This window comes from Martinezella dioscoreae (assembly GCF_009176305.1).
In the GTDB taxonomy this organism is placed as follows: domain Bacteria; phylum Pseudomonadota; class Alphaproteobacteria; order Rhizobiales; family Rhizobiaceae; genus Rhizobium; species Rhizobium dioscoreae.
Genome location: NZ_BLAJ01000010.1, coordinates 1 through 15,550, shown reverse-complemented (window position 1 = coordinate 15,550; position 15,550 = coordinate 1). Strand labels below are relative to the sequence as shown.

At 61.4% G+C, this 15,550-nt stretch carries 14 protein-coding genes; 3 read left to right on the top strand and 11 right to left on the bottom strand.

Annotation, left to right across the window (positions count from 1 at the left end; translation table 11 throughout):
• Positions 1 to 568 precede the first annotated feature (568 nt).
• Positions 569 to 913, top strand: a complete 345-nt coding sequence (locus tag GDN47_RS26400; RefSeq protein WP_145633783.1) for a MarR family transcriptional regulator — start codon at positions 569 to 571, stop codon at positions 911 to 913.
• Positions 914 to 929: 16 nt separating this feature from the next.
• Positions 930 to 1,784, top strand: a complete 855-nt coding sequence (locus GDN47_RS26395; protein WP_145633778.1) for a C40 family peptidase — start codon at positions 930 to 932, stop codon at positions 1,782 to 1,784.
• A gap of 55 nt (positions 1,785 to 1,839) precedes the next feature.
• Here GDN47_RS26395 and GDN47_RS26390 read toward each other — a convergent pair whose 3' ends face one another.
• Positions 1,840 to 2,766 carry a DMT family transporter gene (locus GDN47_RS26390; RefSeq protein ID WP_152094605.1) on the bottom strand — a complete coding sequence of 309 codons (927 nt, stop codon included), beginning with the start codon at positions 2,764 to 2,766 and terminating at the stop codon, positions 1,840 to 1,842.
• Positions 2,767 to 2,890: 124 nt separating this feature from the next.
• On the opposite strand from GDN47_RS26390, the gene GDN47_RS26385 reads away from it, so the two are divergent.
• A complete protein-coding gene (locus GDN47_RS26385) occupies positions 2,891 to 3,370 on the top strand; it encodes an Lrp/AsnC family transcriptional regulator (protein ID WP_113330459.1) in 480 nt (159 codons plus the stop codon).
• A 21-nt stretch (positions 3,371 to 3,391) separates the two neighbouring features.
• Here GDN47_RS26385 and GDN47_RS26380 read toward each other — a convergent pair whose 3' ends face one another.
• The 10 genes from GDN47_RS26380 to GDN47_RS26335 form a co-directional block, all read right to left on the bottom strand.
• Positions 3,392 to 4,783 (bottom strand): amidase, encoded by a 1,392-nt coding sequence (locus tag GDN47_RS26380; RefSeq protein ID WP_145633769.1) that lies wholly within the window; start codon positions 4,781 to 4,783, stop codon positions 3,392 to 3,394.
• A gap of 23 nt (positions 4,784 to 4,806) precedes the next feature.
• Complete coding sequence (locus tag GDN47_RS26375; protein WP_152094604.1) at positions 4,807 to 5,673, bottom strand: ABC transporter permease; 867 nt, start codon at positions 5,671 to 5,673, stop codon at positions 4,807 to 4,809.
• Positions 5,670 to 6,623, bottom strand: a complete 954-nt coding sequence (locus GDN47_RS26370; protein ID WP_152094603.1) for an ABC transporter permease — start codon at positions 6,621 to 6,623, stop codon at positions 5,670 to 5,672. The genes GDN47_RS26375 and GDN47_RS26370 overlap by 4 nt, the downstream gene beginning before the upstream one ends.
• Positions 6,624 to 6,900: 277 nt before the next feature.
• Positions 6,901 to 8,430, bottom strand: coding sequence for an ABC transporter substrate-binding protein (locus tag GDN47_RS26365; RefSeq protein WP_113395856.1), 1,530 nt, complete (start codon positions 8,428 to 8,430; stop codon positions 6,901 to 6,903).
• Between the two features lie 156 nt (positions 8,431 to 8,586).
• On the bottom strand, positions 8,587 to 9,504 hold the full coding sequence (locus GDN47_RS26360; protein ID WP_152094602.1) for a LysR family transcriptional regulator: 918 nt from the start codon (positions 9,502 to 9,504) through the stop codon (positions 8,587 to 8,589).
• A 15-nt stretch (positions 9,505 to 9,519) separates the two neighbouring features.
• Positions 9,520 to 10,518: a P1 family peptidase gene (locus tag GDN47_RS26355; RefSeq protein WP_152094601.1), complete on the bottom strand. Its 999-nt coding sequence runs from the start codon at positions 10,516 to 10,518 to the stop codon at positions 9,520 to 9,522.
• 262 nt (positions 10,519 to 10,780) lie between these two features.
• Positions 10,781 to 10,975, bottom strand: a complete 195-nt coding sequence (locus GDN47_RS26350) for a hypothetical protein (protein ID WP_015338438.1) — start codon at positions 10,973 to 10,975, stop codon at positions 10,781 to 10,783.
• Positions 10,976 to 11,485: 510 nt separating this feature from the next.
• Positions 11,486 to 14,413, bottom strand: a complete 2,928-nt coding sequence (locus GDN47_RS26345) for an aminotransferase (RefSeq protein WP_152094600.1) — start codon at positions 14,411 to 14,413, stop codon at positions 11,486 to 11,488.
• 134 nt (positions 14,414 to 14,547) lie between these two features.
• Entirely contained in the window at positions 14,548 to 15,099 is a 552-nt protein-coding gene (locus GDN47_RS26340; protein WP_152094599.1) for a hypothetical protein, read from the bottom strand.
• Between the two features lie 99 nt (positions 15,100 to 15,198).
• The coding region (locus GDN47_RS26335) for a formyltransferase family protein (protein ID WP_267904838.1) at positions 15,199 to 15,550 on the bottom strand (352 nt) is incomplete at its 5' end.

Genomic DNA, 15,550 nt, shown 5'->3' with positions numbered 1-15,550 from the left:
TCGCTGCAGGTAGGCGAGCTTCTCTGTCCATCGCCCACGTGGCACCCCCTCTGTCGCTGCCGCGACATCTCCCCCCTTGTGGGCAGGGGTATCGCATATGAGCGGAGATCGCCGCTGTCCCCCTTCTCCCCAGCGGGGAGAAGGTGCCGCCAGGCGGATGAGGGGGTGCCCGCCAAGACCACCAAAATCCATGAATTCAAATCGATAACCCCCTCATCCGACCCTTCGGGCCACCTTCTCCCCAAGGGGAGAAGGAGCTTATGGCGCTCGTCCGCCTCCATATGCGATAGCCCTGCCTAAAGGGGCGAGATCGGTAACTCGTTGCATCCTTCTGCCTCAAGGCAACATCGTAGCCGCAGAAATTTCAGCTATTGTTTCATCGGTAATGGCCACAAACTCCAAACGATCTCCCCCCTTGTGGGGAGATGTCACGAAGCGATAGAGGGGGGTGCACTCTCAACGAACTCTGTGGTCACCGCTCCGAAGACTAACCAGTCAAAACTCCCTTGAAACCGCCATGATCTTGGCCGAGACTGGAACGGCAGCGTAACGAATTCCGGGGTTGCCCTTGCCGCTTGAACTCACCGCCTCACAGGCTCTCGGCCTCTGGCATGGCGTGACGCTCGCTCAGGTGCGCCGCGAGGATCATGACTTGACGCTGCGGCAGACGGCGATTCTGCTGCAGATCTATCTTGTGCCGCCTCCTCATACCGTGCGCGGTCTGGCCGCGACCCTCGGCGTTACCAAGCCGGTCATCACCCGGGCGCTTGATACCATGGGCGTGATGGGATTGGTCGACCGTGTCCGCGATGAGCGCGATCGTCGCAATGTCATCATTAAGCGAACGGTCACCGGCGCGCTTTATCTTGAAAAACTCGGCGATCTCATCATAGAGCACGGCCGAAAATTGTAACCTCAGGAATTTCACCATGATGCTCGACCGCCGTCTTAATGCTTTCAGGCCCGATCTCGCCGAGGTTTCTCTTAAGGGCAAAGTCGAAGCCGAGCGCTTCGTCGAGGGTATTGCTGCACGCGTTGCCGTCCCCGTCGTTGCGCTACGGCCGAAGCCGGATCTTGCCTCGGGCATCGATACCGAGCTCTTGATGGGCGAAGAGGTGACGATATTCGAGCGTCGCGACGGTTGGTGCTGGGTCAAGGCTCTGTCAGACGGTTACGTCGGCTATCTCCCGGAAACGACGATCAAACAGGGAGCGGCAGCGCCGACCCACGTCATCGTTCCGCAGCGCACCTTCCTCTATCCTGAGCCGGAGCTGCGCAAGCCGCACGCTGCAGTGCTTTCCATGGGCAGCCTCGTGAATGTGACCGGCACGGCGGAGGCCCGGGGCAATCACTATGTCGTCCTGGAGGATGGCACTGCCATTTTCGCAAAGCATGTCCAGCCGATCGGCTACAACGAGGGCGGCGATTTCGTGGACGTTGCTTTACGCTTCCTCGAGACGCCCTATCTCTGGGGCGGCCGCTCGGGCCTCGGCATTGATTGCTCGGGGCTGGTGCAGCTGGCGCTATCGATGACGGGCCGCGCCGCACCGCGCGATACCGACATGCAGGCCGCAGGCCTCGGCCAGCCAATCGAGCGTGAGGAGCTGAAGCGCGGCGACTTCGTTTTCTGGAAGGGGCATGTGGCGATCATGGAAGATCCGGAAACCATTGTTCACGCCAACGGCCATACCATGACCGTCGCGCGGGAGAATTTCGCTGCCGCCATCGAACGCATCGGCTGGCTCTATGAGCGGCCGACCGGCTACCGCCGTTTCATCGACTGACCGCGCTGCGCAACCCTGTTGCCGCAACGCCCACCAGCATTCGCAATCGGTCGGTTTACGGAGTGCGAGGGCGCGCGATCCAGATGCCGGCGACGATGACGATGCCGCCGAGCGCCTGCAGCAGGGTGACGTTTTCGCCGAATAGGAACCAGGCGAAAACGGCGGCCGCGATCGATTCTAGGAAAATGACAAGCGAGGAGAAAACGGTTGGCAATCGTCCGAGCGCCACCGAAAGCAGTCCCTGTCCGCCGGCGTGGCTGATCAGGCCGAGCGCGAGAAGCACGCCCCACCCCGAGATCGACTGCGGCAGGATGCGCGGCTCGAAGAAGAAGGCGATCAGGAACAGGATCGCCGAGGTTATGATACTTAATTCGAAGGTAACGCGCGCGGCATTGGTCCCCGGGCGTGCCGCGCCGACTGCCAGGAAATAAAGGCCGAAGAAGGCGCCGGTGATGATGGCGAGCGCATCGCCGACGGCTCGGTCCGGATTGAATGCCAGGCTTTGGACGACGAGTGCCGATCCGCCCGCAAGGCAGATGAGAAGCCCGAGAAGCGTGGCGCGGCTGACACGCTGTCTCAAAAGAAGCCAGCCGAAGATGACGACCCAAAGCGGCGCCATCGTTGCGAAGAAAGTGGCGTTGGCGATCGTCGTCCGCATGATCGAGAGATGCCAAAAGAACAGGTCGCCCGTGAAGGCAATGCCGGCGAGGATCGTCGGTATCGTAAAGCTGGCGCGGGGTGCATCGGGTTCGGTAGCCTCGCCATATCGCATCCATATCCAAAGGATCGGCAGCGCCAGAAAGACACGCCAAAAGGCGCTGGCGAAAGGCCCGACATCGGCAAGACGCACGAGGCTCGGCGAAATGCTCATGGCCAGCGCCGCGAGGATCATCGCGACGACGCCAAGAAGAAAGCCTTTCGTATCTTCGCTTTCCCCGAGGCTCGCGCTGCGCATATCGTATTCGGTGTCCGGCTGTGACATTCTCGTGCCTTTGCAAGTCAGGTGATTTGTGGCGCAAAGCTAGTACATAGGGGAAGAGGATTTGGCTCCATTTTGATGGCTTTCATGCAATTTTGTTTCCTCTTTGCGGTAAGGATGTATTGAAATGCGCAAACCCGCCGATCTCGATGAGTTCGACCTGGCAATTCTCGAGATTCTCCAAAAGGACAGTACGGTTCCGCAACGGGAGATCGGTGAACGGATCAACCTGTCGGCGCCGGCCGTGCAGCGGCGTATCAAGCGTATGCAGGAAAGCGGCGTCATCCAGGCCAATATCGCGGTCGTCGATCCGGCGGCAATAGGCCTGCCGATCACCATCGTGGTCGAGGTCCATATCGCCAACGAGCGGTACGACCTCATCAACGCGATCAAGCGCAGCTTCCTCGAAGCGCCGGAAGTCCAGCAATGCTACGGGGTCACCGGCGAGGCCGATTTCGTGCTCATCATCGTCGTCCCCAGCATGTCCGCCTATGAGGAGGTGGCCCGGCGTCTTTTCTACGACAATCCGAATGTCACGAAGTTCAAGTCGCTCGTGACCATGGACCGGGTCAAGGTCGGCCTTTCGCTGCCATTGTCGCTGGACTAGCTGGCTGTCTCCAAGTTTGCTTCATGACGGCCGTTTCGGCCAGTTCGTCACGCCGCCGGTCCAGTCCTCAAAAGCCTTCGAGAGACGAAGTACCAGCATGTCGTCGAAGCGCGGGCCGATGATCTGCATGCCGATCGGCATACCGGAGCGGGAGAAGCCGCAATTGATCGATGCCGCCGGCTGCTCCGACATGTTCCACGGAACGGTGAAGGCGATGTGCTCGAACGGCCGCACAGGGTCGTTGGTGGGCGAAGCCCATTCGGCGGGATAGGAGACGATCGGATTGGTTGGCGAAAGCACGGCATCCACCTCCGCGAAGAGCTTGGCGCAGCTCTTGCGCATCTCGTAGGTCTGGTTGAAGCCGCGAACGGCATCGACGCCGCTGATACCGGCGCCGCCCTTCGCCCAGCTATAGATATAGGGCAGGATGCTGTTGCGGCGTTCCTCGCTCAAAGCCGTCATATCGCCCCAGAAGCGTGCACGCCAGAAAGCATCGAGTCCGTCAAGCATCTGCCTGGTCAGCACCGGCGAGACGTCGATGATGATGGCGCCTGCTTCCTCGAAGCGCTTGGCGGCAGCAGCGACCGCATCGCGTATCTCGTCCTCGACCGGCAGGCCGCAGCCAGCATCGAGCATCAGGCCGATCTTCATGCCTCGGATGTCGATGTCGAGATTCATCCAGTCGATCTCATTCGGCGGCAGGCTCGTGCTGTCGCGCCAGTCGGGCCGTGAGAGCGTAGCCATGGAAAAGGCCGCATCCTCGACCGTGCGGGTCATCGGTCCGGCGCATCGCCCGAGATAATAGGGATCGATCGGAATACGGCCATTGCTCGGCTTGAAGCCGAAAATGCCGGTCCATCCTGCCGGCAGGCGTATCGAGCCGCCGATATCGGTACCGATATGCAGCGGTCCATAACCGGCAGCGGCAGCGGCAGACGCACCGGCGCTGGAGCCGCCCGGATTTTGGCTGGGGTCCCAGGGATTGCGGCTGAGCTTGTGAAAGCTCGATAGGCCTGATGAGAGCATGCCGTAATCGGGGCAGGTGGTTTTCGCGAAAATCACCGCGCCATCCTCGCGCATCCGGGCGGCGATGGGCGCGTCTTCGGCAGCGGGAACGAGCTCGACCGCCGCCGTGCCGAGCGGCACCGGCTGACCTTTGGTGGCGATTAGCTCCTTCAACGTTACCGGAATGCCGTCCAGGGTTCCAAGCGGCGTACCCTTCGCCCAGCGCTCCGTGGAGGCCGCGGCTTGCCGGCGAGCATCCTCCGGATCATAGGCGTAAAGAGCGGCGATTGTCGGCTCCCATGCCTCGATATGCGTCTCGAGTGCCAGCCAGTATTCGCTGGGAGATAGGCTCTTGTTGGCAAATTGGCGCCGGAGGTCTCGGATGGAAAGATCGGTAGGTTCGGTCATGATCTATACTCTTCATGTCTCAATCAGCGCGTCGCCTCGCGGGGGTCGAGGAGATCACGCAGCCCGTCGCCGAGCAGGTTGAAGCCGAGCACGGAGAGCGCAATGGCAAGCCCCGGCAGCAGGGCGAGCCACGGCGCAACGTGGAAATAGGTCTGCGCATCGGCCAGCATCCGACCCCAGGTCGGCGCGGGCGGCGGTACGCTCAAACCCAGGAAAGCGAGCCCAGCCTCAGTCAGGATCGCAAGGCCGAGCTGGATGGTCGCCTGGACGATGATACTGCCCATGATGTTGGGCAGGACATGGCGCAGCGTGATGGAAAGCTGCGTATTGCCGATGGCGCGCGCCGCCAGCACATAGTCGCGGCTCCACGCCTGCAAGGCAGAGCCGAGCGCGACGCGGGCGAAGACCGGCACCATGAAAACCGCAATGGCGATGATTGCCGTGGAGCGCCCGGTCCCAAGAAATGCACCAAGGATCATGGCCGAAAGGATCGGTGGCAGGGCGAAGATCACGTCGCAGGCGCGCATAACCAGCGCCTCGAACAGGCCGCGTTGGGCGGCGGCGGAAACGCCGATGATCGTTCCGAGCGTCCCGCCGATCGCAACCGCCGATACGGAGATTGACAGCGAATTCCAGCAGCCTGCCATCAGCATCGACAGGACATCACGGCCGATCTGATCGGTGCCGAGAAGTCCGAAGCCGAAGGGTGGCTGCAGCTTGTGGAGGATCTGCATCTTCGCCGGCGGCACCGGTGTCCAGAACAAGGAGACGATGGCGACGCCGACAAGAGCAAGGATGATGAGGGCGCCGACGATCAGATTCATCCGCCGCAGCGCCCGAAAACGATGGCGGGAAGACGTCGCAGCGATTTTGGTCTCGACTGCAGTCATCGCGCACCTCCTGCTCGCAATCGTGGATCGATAGCGAGATAGGAGAGATCGACCAGAAAATTCACGACGATGACGAGGCCGGCAAAGAACAGCACGACATCCTGCAGAACGATGACGTCGCGCTGGCTGAGTGCCTGATAGGCGAGGCGGCCAAGGCCGGGCAGGGTGAAGACATTTTCGATCAACACGGCGCCGGCGACGAGAAAGGTGAATTGCAGCCCGAGAATGGTCAGCACCGGTACCAGGGCGTTCGGCACCACATGTCCCCACAGCACGCGGCTGCGTGACAGGCCCTTGGCGATCGCCGTGCGGGCAAAATCCTCATGCAGCGTGTCGAGCACGGCCGAGCGCGTCACGCGGGTCAGCACTGCCGCCTGCGGCAGCGCAAGTGCGATCGCGGGTAACACCAAAGATTTCAGGGAGGGCCAGAATCCGCTTTCCCAACCGGGAAAACCGCCGGCCGGCATCCAGCCGAGCGAGGTGGCGAACAGAAGAACCAGCAACAGGCCGACCCAGAAGCCCGGCACGGCGATGCCCATCTGCGAAAACAGCGTGGCGATGATATCGAAGACGCCGCCGCGTCTTGCCGCTGCCGCAACGCCGAGCGGTACGGCGACAAGAACCGACAACAGGATGGCAAGCAGCGCAAGCGGCAGAGTAACGGCAAGCCGCTCGGCAATCAGGCCTGCGACCGGAACGCCATAGGTATAGGACGTGCCGAGATCCCCCGCCAGCGCGCCGGCGAGCCATTGGCCGTAGCGGACAATCAGCGGCTGATCGAGACCCATCTCATGCCGGAGCGCGGCGAGCGTTTCCGGCGCCGCCGATGTGCCGAGCGTGATGGCGGCCGGGTCGCCCGGCAGCAGCGCCATGACGGCAAAGACCAGCAGCGAGACGGCAATCAGCGTCAGCACAAGTCCGAAAATCCGGCGGGTGAGCAGTACGATCATAGCAAGTCCATGGCCAGGCTAATTCGGCTAAGAATACGGAGTTGGTGCGGCCTTTGACTCCTCCTTCTCCCCATCGGGGAGAAGGTGCCCGATAGGGCGGTTGAGGTGGACGAGGGATGAAATCCCGAGTGCCTTGAGCGCAAGCAAAAGGCAGTTTTCGGCGTCGCAGCCCCATCATCCGACCCTTTGGGCCACCTTCTCCCCGCTGGGGAGAAGGAGTTGGTCGTCGTGCGCGAAAGAAATACCAAGATCATGCCCAATCAAACTGTTGGAGCGGTCAATCTTCCCAGGAGACGTTGGTCAGCACGTTGGACGGGATCGGTTCGTTCTCCCAAAGCCCCTTCAGCTTCTTGTCCCAGACGCCGAGCTTCGGCATGACGAAAAGAAAGAGCGCCGGCACGTCCTCGGCAAGAATGCTCTGCGCCTCGCCATAGAGCTTATTCTGCTCGGATACATCGGACGTGAGCTGGATCTTCTTCATCAGCTCGTTGAAGGCGGGATTCTTGTAGTTGAAGTAATAGGGGTCGCGCGAATAGATATCGATATCCAGCGGCTCGGCATGGGCGACGATGGTCATGTCGTAGTTGCGGCCGGTGAAGACGTCCTGCACCCATTTCGCCGGGAATTCCGTCGGCTCGATGTTCATCGTCACGCCGATATCGGCAAACATCGCCTGCATCACCTGGGCGCTACGCGGCGCATAAGCCATCTGCGGCGTCTTGATGGTAAAGGTGAAACCGTTCGGATAGCCGGCCTCTGCAAGCAGCGCCTTGGCCTTGGCGGTGTCGTAGGGCAGCGTGCCGGTCAGGTCCTTATAGCCGGGATCGTTCGGCGTGTAGTGACTGCCGATCGCGGTGCCTAAACCGGACCACGCGCCTTCGATGATCGTTTTCCGGTCGAGCGCCATCATCAGAGCCTGGCGCACGCGCTTGTCGTCGAAGGGCTTGCGGGTGTTGTTCATGCCGGCCACGACCTTGAGTTCGGTATTGCCGACCTTGGTCGTCAGCCTGGCGTCGCCCTCGAAGGAACTCATGAGCTCCGGCGCGGCGAATTCCGGAAAGGCATCGAGATCGCCGGCCTTCAACGCCGCCGCCTCAGCCTGCGGATCGGAAATGAAACGGAAGGTTACCTTCTCGAGCTTCACGTCGACCGACTTGTTCCAGTAATCCGGGTTCTTGACGAGGTCGACATGGTCGCCCTTCGCCCAGGAGGAGAATTTGAACGGGCCGGTGCCGATGGGCGTCGTCTTGTCGTTGGCAGAGGACTTCGGCCCGACCATCACGGAGCTCGGCCAGCCTAGCCAATAGAGAAGGCTGCCGGTTGGCGAGGACAGATGCAGGACGAGCGTTTCTGCATCCGGCGTATCGATCGAGGCGATGGTCGAAAAGAAGCGCTTCTGCGGGTTGACGGAGTCGGCGCCACGAGCGCGATCGAGCGTGAACTTGGCGGCAGCCGAATCGAAGGCTTCGCCGTCATGAAATTTCACGCCGGTCTGCAGCTTGAACGTATAGGTCAGGCCGTCAGGTGAAATCTCCCAGCTCTTGGCGAGCTGCGGCACGATCTTGCCGTTTTCGTCGATGGCAACCAGGCCTTCGAAAATGTTCTGCCAGGTGACCTGGCCGATCGCGACGGGCGCGGCGATCGTCGGATCTAGACCTGTTGGCTCGACGCTCATGCCGAGATTGAGTGTCGTCTTCGCGGCTTCAGCCTGTGTCAGGCCCATCATCAGCAGGCCGGCAGAAACTGCGGCGCCATAGGCAAGCCGGCGCGCGACGTCGCCCAGGCTCGGGCGTGAAAACTTGGTCATGTCGGTTCCCTTGCTTTTGCCCGCACGTCCGGCTTCCCTTCCGGCCTGCGGTCTTTTTCAGGATAGTGTCATCTCATCGGCGCACACACAATTCCGAAAATGTGTGCTCGGTGTAGCTGAAATCGCTACACTCTTTTCGTGGTTACAGCGTTTCGTTCAATCATGCCTCCTCCTGGCGGAAAGTTGCTGATGCATGAAGCGCTCGATGAAATCGAGCAGCTTGCCGGCGGCGAAGGAGAGCTGGCGATCGGGCGCGACGCAGAGATCGACCGGCGTCCGCACCCCCATGCCGCCCGCAACGGGCCGTGCGACGAGCTGCCCCGCCTCGATCTCCCTTTGAACGGTGAGTGCCGGCAGCATGGTAATCGCCGCGCCGCGCAGCACCAGCTCCTTCTGCATTTCAAGCGAGCCGGTCTCAAAGACTGGATCGAGCCTCAGCCCCTCACGTTCGAAGAGTGCGTCGAAGGCCTGTCTTGCGCCGAAGGAGCGATCGGGGACGGCAAGCGCGTGGGCCGAGAGTTCCGCAAGTGTGATCTCGCTGGCGGCAGCAAGCGGATGGGAGGAAGAGGCGATCACCTCATAGACGAGCTCGGAGCGCAGGCGCACCTTTGTGCCGGAAAGCGGCGGGGCAAACAGCGTCACCGCAATATCGGCCTCGGCATTGTTGACGGCTTCGATGGCGCCGCGAGCGCTGGTAATGGTCACTTCGAAGCGTAGGCCGGGATAGCGCAGACTGAATTCGGCCAGCGCCGGAGCAAGGATATTGGCGACGGACGCGCCATTGGCAAAGATACTGACGGTCCCGCGCTGCAGGCCTTTCAGGTCTTCGATCAACTGGTGAACATGGTCGAGCTCGCGCAGCGTCCGGCCGGCGCGTTCCGCCAGCAATTCGCCGGCAGCCGTCAATTTGATGCCGCGGGCACTGCGTTCGACCAGTTGCGTGCCGAAATGATATTCGAGATTCTCGATCTGGCGGCTGATGGCCGTCGGCGCCACGTTCAGGTTTTCAGCCGCCTGGCGCATCGAATTGGTGCGCACCAGCTCGTCGAAATAGATCAGCGCGCGGATCTGCATGCGCGGGAGCTCCCGTTAGATGGCGGACTTGGCGAAGCGATCCCGCCACGCCACTTGCCCGCCTTCGACCGGCAGCGCCGTCGCTTCGTAGACGCCGCGGGCGATGGCGCGCGCCATGATAATGGTGGCGAGGTGGCAGAGCTCCATGAAACCAGGCATATCGTCGCGCGTATGCCTGCCGGTGGAAGCGGCAAATACGGTATCGCCGTCGAGCGGCAGATGCGTCGGTAAAAGCGCACGCGCAAAGCCGTCGTGAGCGCAGATGGAGAGGCGATGCGCCTCAGCCTTAGTCAGCTGAGCGTCGGTGACGACGACGCCGATGGTCGTGGCGGTGATGTTGGTGCCCTTCAGCCGCAGGCGTGAATCGACCACCTGTGGCATGCCGAGACCGCCAAATTCGCCATTCTGCTCGAAGGGAGCCGCCCAGAAATGCGGGCCGTCGCCGATAGTGGCGGAACCGAGCGCATTGACGGCGACGATGGCTGCGATTCTGTATCCTCTGCTGCTGACGGCGCTTGCCGAGCCGAGGCCGCCCTTGACCGTTGCCGTCGTGGCACCGGTGCCGGCGCCGACGCTTCCAAGCGCAAACGGCCCTTTGTTTGCAGCCTTGAAGGCGGCATATCCCATGTCGCGATAGGGCGAGTGCAGCCCCCAATCCTTGTTGCCGCCATTGATGAGATCAAACAGGATCGCCTGTGGCGCGATTGGCACCAGCGCATCGCCAACCTTCAAGCCGCGGCCCATCTCCCTCAAGCCTGCCTGCACGCCGCCTGCCGCATCGAGTCCGAAGGCCGAGCCGCCTGAGAGCACGAGACCATCCACAGCATCGACCGTCATTGCAGGATCCAGCAATGCGGTATCCCGCCCACCCGGGGCGCCGCCGAGAACGGTGCAGGAGGCGATAGCCGGCTCATCGAAGACGATGGCGGTGACGCCGGAGCCGAGCGTAAGGTCGGTGGAGTGACCGACAGCGACGCCTTCGACATCGGTCAGGAGATTGAGGAGGTCAGCCAATGAAAAATCCTTCGCCGTTTACAACGCGAGGTCGCCATGGCGATAGGATCGTAAAGACGGGGAAAAGACAAGATGGGTTTGTTCAACCCGAGCGGTCGGGGACCGGAGGCTTTGAAGCTTCGGCGTTTCACGGGGGAGCCGGCGGAAGCTTCCTTCGCAGGACGCGACACGATGGCCTCAAATAAAAAAGCCCCCACCCTGATTCTATCAAAGGGTGAGGGCTGGGGACGGGAATGAGTAAAAGCGCAGGTGATCCGACCCATCAAACATGGATCGGTTTTGCCTGCTGGCGGGAAAGAAGGTCGCGGATCGCAAGCTTCACTTCGTCCGCATTTCTGAAATGCTGCTCGTCCAGATCATGGACATGATATTTTACAGCGATGAACTTGAGCCGATCCTGATCGGGAACGACGATGCCGACGGGGACGCCGGCGTATTCGATGACTTGCTTCTTCATAAATAGACTCCCTCTGCGCAAGCACAGCGCAGACATGGCGAATTGACTGTTTGATTCCGGTAAGGAGGACGAACGTCACATTCGACAGCACGGGCGGGAGAGCGCGCCCGAGCGGTCATTGCCAAGCACGGACCGCCTAGGGATCGAAGCAATGACTTTTCTATTCAGCATGTCACTTCCTCAATTGGCGTTGTACTTGTTAGGGGCCCCGTTAGGGGGCACCGCGATCGATGTACTATTATCCACTACATTAGTAGATAATAGCGATTGCATCCTCAGAAACATATTCCGAAAGATGTCAAAATGTCGACGATCGGGAAAATAAAATTCCGAGTCTTGCGGGTTGCAGGGAAGGTTGTCTTAAAACCTTCGGATTGCTACCCGTGTCGGTACGGCTCGCCGATCACCGAGCAACAGATAGGAACTGGCGCGAGATTCGACAATGCCCCGGCAGCATTAAAATTCACGCGCCGCTAAAACACCTCAATGGTTAATGGCGTGACGAGAACGTCAAAATCTATCCTCAAGCACCTTTTCCAGGGCCTTCACGAAGAAATCGGCGCTCTCGGCTGCGAGGCATAGCGGCGGCTTGATCTTCAACACATTCAAGTGATCGCCGGTCGGCTGCATGATGACCCCGAGATCGAGCAGGTGCTCGCAGATCGCAGCCGTTTCTTCGGTCGCCGGCGTCAGGCTTTCGCGGTCGCGCACGAATTCCACGCCGAGATAAAGCCCCGTGCCATGCACGGCGCCGATCAACGGGAATCGATCCATGAGAGCGATCAGCCCGGCCTTCAGCCGGTCACCGATGACGCGGGCATTTTCCTGCAGATTTTCATCCTTGAGGATATCGAGAACGGTGAGACCGGCGACGCAGCTCACCGGGCTGCCGCCGGCGGAGGAGAAGAAATAGCCTTCCTTTTCCAGCGATTCGGCGATCTCGCGGCGGGTGATGACGGCGCCGAGCGGATGGCCGTTCCCCATGCCCTTGGCGATGGTGATGATGTCGGGCGTGACACCCTGCGTTTCGAAGCCCCAAAAATGCTCGCCGAGACGGCCGTAGCCCACCTGCACTTCATCGGCGATGCAAAGGCCGCCGCGTTGGCGCACTGCGTCATAAACGCCTGCGAGATAGCCATGCGGCAGCGCGATGCCGCCGGCATTGCCATAGACCGGTTCGGCGATGAAGCCGGCAAGGCCGTCGCCCTTTTCGTCGATCGCCCGCAGTTTCGCCATGACGTCGCCGAGATAATGCGGAGCAGAATCCTGGCCGCGGAACGGCCCGCGATAGGTATTCGGCGAGAGGACGGGGTGCACCCAATCCGGCCGCGTCGTCAGCGCCTGCGGATTGTCGGCAATCGAGGTGGAGACGGCTTCACTCGCAACCGTCCAGCCGTGATAGGCCTCCAGCAGGCAGAGCATGTTTCTCTTGGCCGTGTGCGCCCATGCAAGGCGGATCGCCAGATCGTTGGCTTCCGAGCCGCTATTGACGAGGAAGACACTGTCCAGTCCCTCAGGTGCCAGCGTTGCCAGCCGCTCGGAGAATTCGGCAACGGCGGCATAATGGAAGCGGGAGTTGGTATTGAGGCGAGACCATTGCTGGGCGATCGCTGCCGTCAGGCGCGGATGGGCGTGGCCGAGCGTCGTGACGTTGTTGACCATATCGAGGTAGCAGCGCCCTTGCGTGTCGAACAGGAATTCGCGCCAGCCGCGCTCGATCTGTGGCGGGAATTCGTAATAGTGCTTCTGCGGCTTGGCGAAACGGGCATTGCGCAGTGACAGCAGCGCGGAAGCGTCCGGCCGCGGCGCCTCACAGGCCGGGTTCAAAAGAGCGGCGGGCGAGGGGGAGACGGCCGACCACCCCTCTGCCTGATCCGCCGTCGCAAAAAGCGGCGGCACAAGGCCGGGCACGCGGCAAAGCTGAATGCGCAATCCTCCAATTGCCGAGCCCTCGCTGCCGATCGTTCCTATTGTCGCGCCTTGCTCGATAGCCGCTCCGTCCTCGAGAGCACTTTCGATACCGTCGAGATGCAGGCTGATTTCTTCACCGACCAGCACGAAATGCTGGCCCTGCCGTTGCAGAAGGCCAGGGAAGGGAGCCGCAACCGTCGCGCCAGCCGGCAGGCAGATATCGCAATGCAGGGCGAAATTCTGTGGCTGCCTCATGTTAAGCGGCGCAGCAAGGGAGAGGCGGAATTCGCCGTAGCGGGTCGCCGCAGCCCCGGAAGCGATTGCCGTCTGGGCAAGCAGCCGCCAGTCCATATCAGGCTTCTGCCAGTTGCCGTCCGTGAAGTCAGGCCCGGTGGCGGAAAGATCGATGGCGGCAATCTGCGAGGAGTCGATGTCGGGTAGCAGCGGCGACCAGCCGTCAGTCACGACTGGGGCGACATCAAAACCGATCGTCCGCAGGATCGCCGCTTCCATCACATCCGGCTGCGCCTCGGTTGCGACATCGAAGATTTCGCGCTCGAAATCGAGATTGCCGCGCACATAGTCGTTGTCGGGGTCGATAGCGAGCTGCTGTTCGGTGCTGGCGGTGAGGATGACGGCCCGCGCGACGATCAGCGGCCACAGGGCTTTGGCTTCGACTTCCTCCAGTGGATAGATCGCATGATAGGCACTGATTGCCGGAAGGATGTGGAAGGGGTTGCCGCCTGCATGATGTAGCAGCGACGCACAGGTGACAGCAAGATCGCCGACCAGCCAGCCCTGGATGATATCGCCGAAGTCGATGACGCCATCGGGCACGAGCTGTCCGCGCGCATCGGGATGGCTGACGACATTGTCGTCGGTGACATCATGATGCACCGGCTGAACACGCAATTGGCTCGCGAGCGGCTGGATGCGCTTGACGGCGGCGACCATTGCCTTGGCGATGCGGTCGCGCGCCTCGTGATCGGTTATGGCCGACAGCAGCTGCACGGCAACGGGTCCTGCCCGTCGCAGGTCCCATTGAAGGCTGCGGTGCAGGCCGGGATGATCGAAATCGGCAAGATCGCGTGCAAGCCTAGCCGAAAGCGCGCCGAGCCCGGCCACGGAGGTCTGCGGCAGGTAGTTGCGCCGCGTCAGTGTCTGGCCGGGGAGAAAGCGGAGCAGCCGGACGAGGTAATCCTGCTCGCGGAGAGTGATGGCGAGGATATCGCGGCCATTCAGTGAGGGGATGACCTCGGGCACGCGCGGCGCATCCGGCTTGGCGTGCAGATGGCGGATCGCGGCATTCTGCGCCTCGAGCTCGACCAGCTCGTATTCGGCCCGGCAGATCTTCAGCACATAGGCGTTCTCGCCGGCATCGATGCGATAGTTGCGGTCCTGCTGGCTGCCGAGCTCGGTCAGTGTTCCGCTCAGACCGTAATGCGTCTGCAGGATCTCGGCCGCCTCCTCCGGTGTAACGTCCGGTCTCGGCAGTTGCATACGGTTCACGAGCGTGGCGTCGGCCATGGCATCCCCCGGATGGTTCATTCGCATCGACACTAAACCATTCCATCCTAAAGAAAATTACCCAAAACAGATAGGGTAGTCGAGCAGCGAGGAGGAAGATAGGCCGCAGAATGCAGCCGGCTAGGCATAACAGCCTATTCGACCTCGATGGAATAGCTGCAACCGGCTAGCGTCTTGCCCGGATGGGTGTCGACAGTGGAGACGTTCAGCGAGATGCGCGTTTCCAGCACGGTGTCCGAATTTTCCTGCTGGTCCTTGCGCGACAGGACGATCTTCTCGCCGAGAAACTTGTTCGGCTGGTCGACGGAAGCTGTGACGCCAAGCTGCTTGGCGAGCGGATGCGGATCCGCCTCGTCAAGCACGGCAAGCGGCCCGGTGGAGGCGAAGGCGATCCTGTTCGTCTGCCGCCCGAAAACGATCATAGGCATCGAAAGCTGGAATTCGCGCAACAACGGATTATCCGACGGCAGCTCGCTGATGCCGAACTGTTTCATGGCCGTGGCGCGTTCCGGTCCGGTCAGCCACAGAGCGAAATTGTTGTAGCTTGGCACGTCATAGGTCGTGCATTCGATCAGCTTGGCAAGATCGATCTTGGAAGGGTCCTGTTCTGCCGTTTGGGCATGGGATGCCGGCGCAAATAGCAGGAGCGCCGCCAGCAGCAGCGCGCCGTTGCGGTAGAATGACATGTCCTCTCCTCGATCTCCGGGCGATTCGATACCGGTGGTATCAAATCGCGTGTCGGAGCGAAAAGGGAAAGAAGCCAGCCGAAATCGCGTGCTTGCGCCTCACCCCATGCGCTCGGAGGCATAGGATCCCGGGCTTGCCGGGAAGACGACGGTGCGGTTGCCGTTGAGGAAGGTGCGATAGTGGATATGCGCATGGATGGCGCGCGCCAGCACCTGGCTCTCCACATCGCGGCCGATCGAGACATAATCCTCGGCCGACTGCGCATGCGTGATGCGCGCCGTGTCCTGCTCGATGATCGGACCTTCGTCGAGATCGGCCGTCACATAATGCGCCGTCGCCCCGATCAGCTTCACGCCGCGCTCATAGGCCTGCTTGTAGGGGTTCGCCCCCTTGAAGGACGGCAGGAAGGAATGGTGGATGTTGATGATGCGGCCCGACATCTTCCGGCAC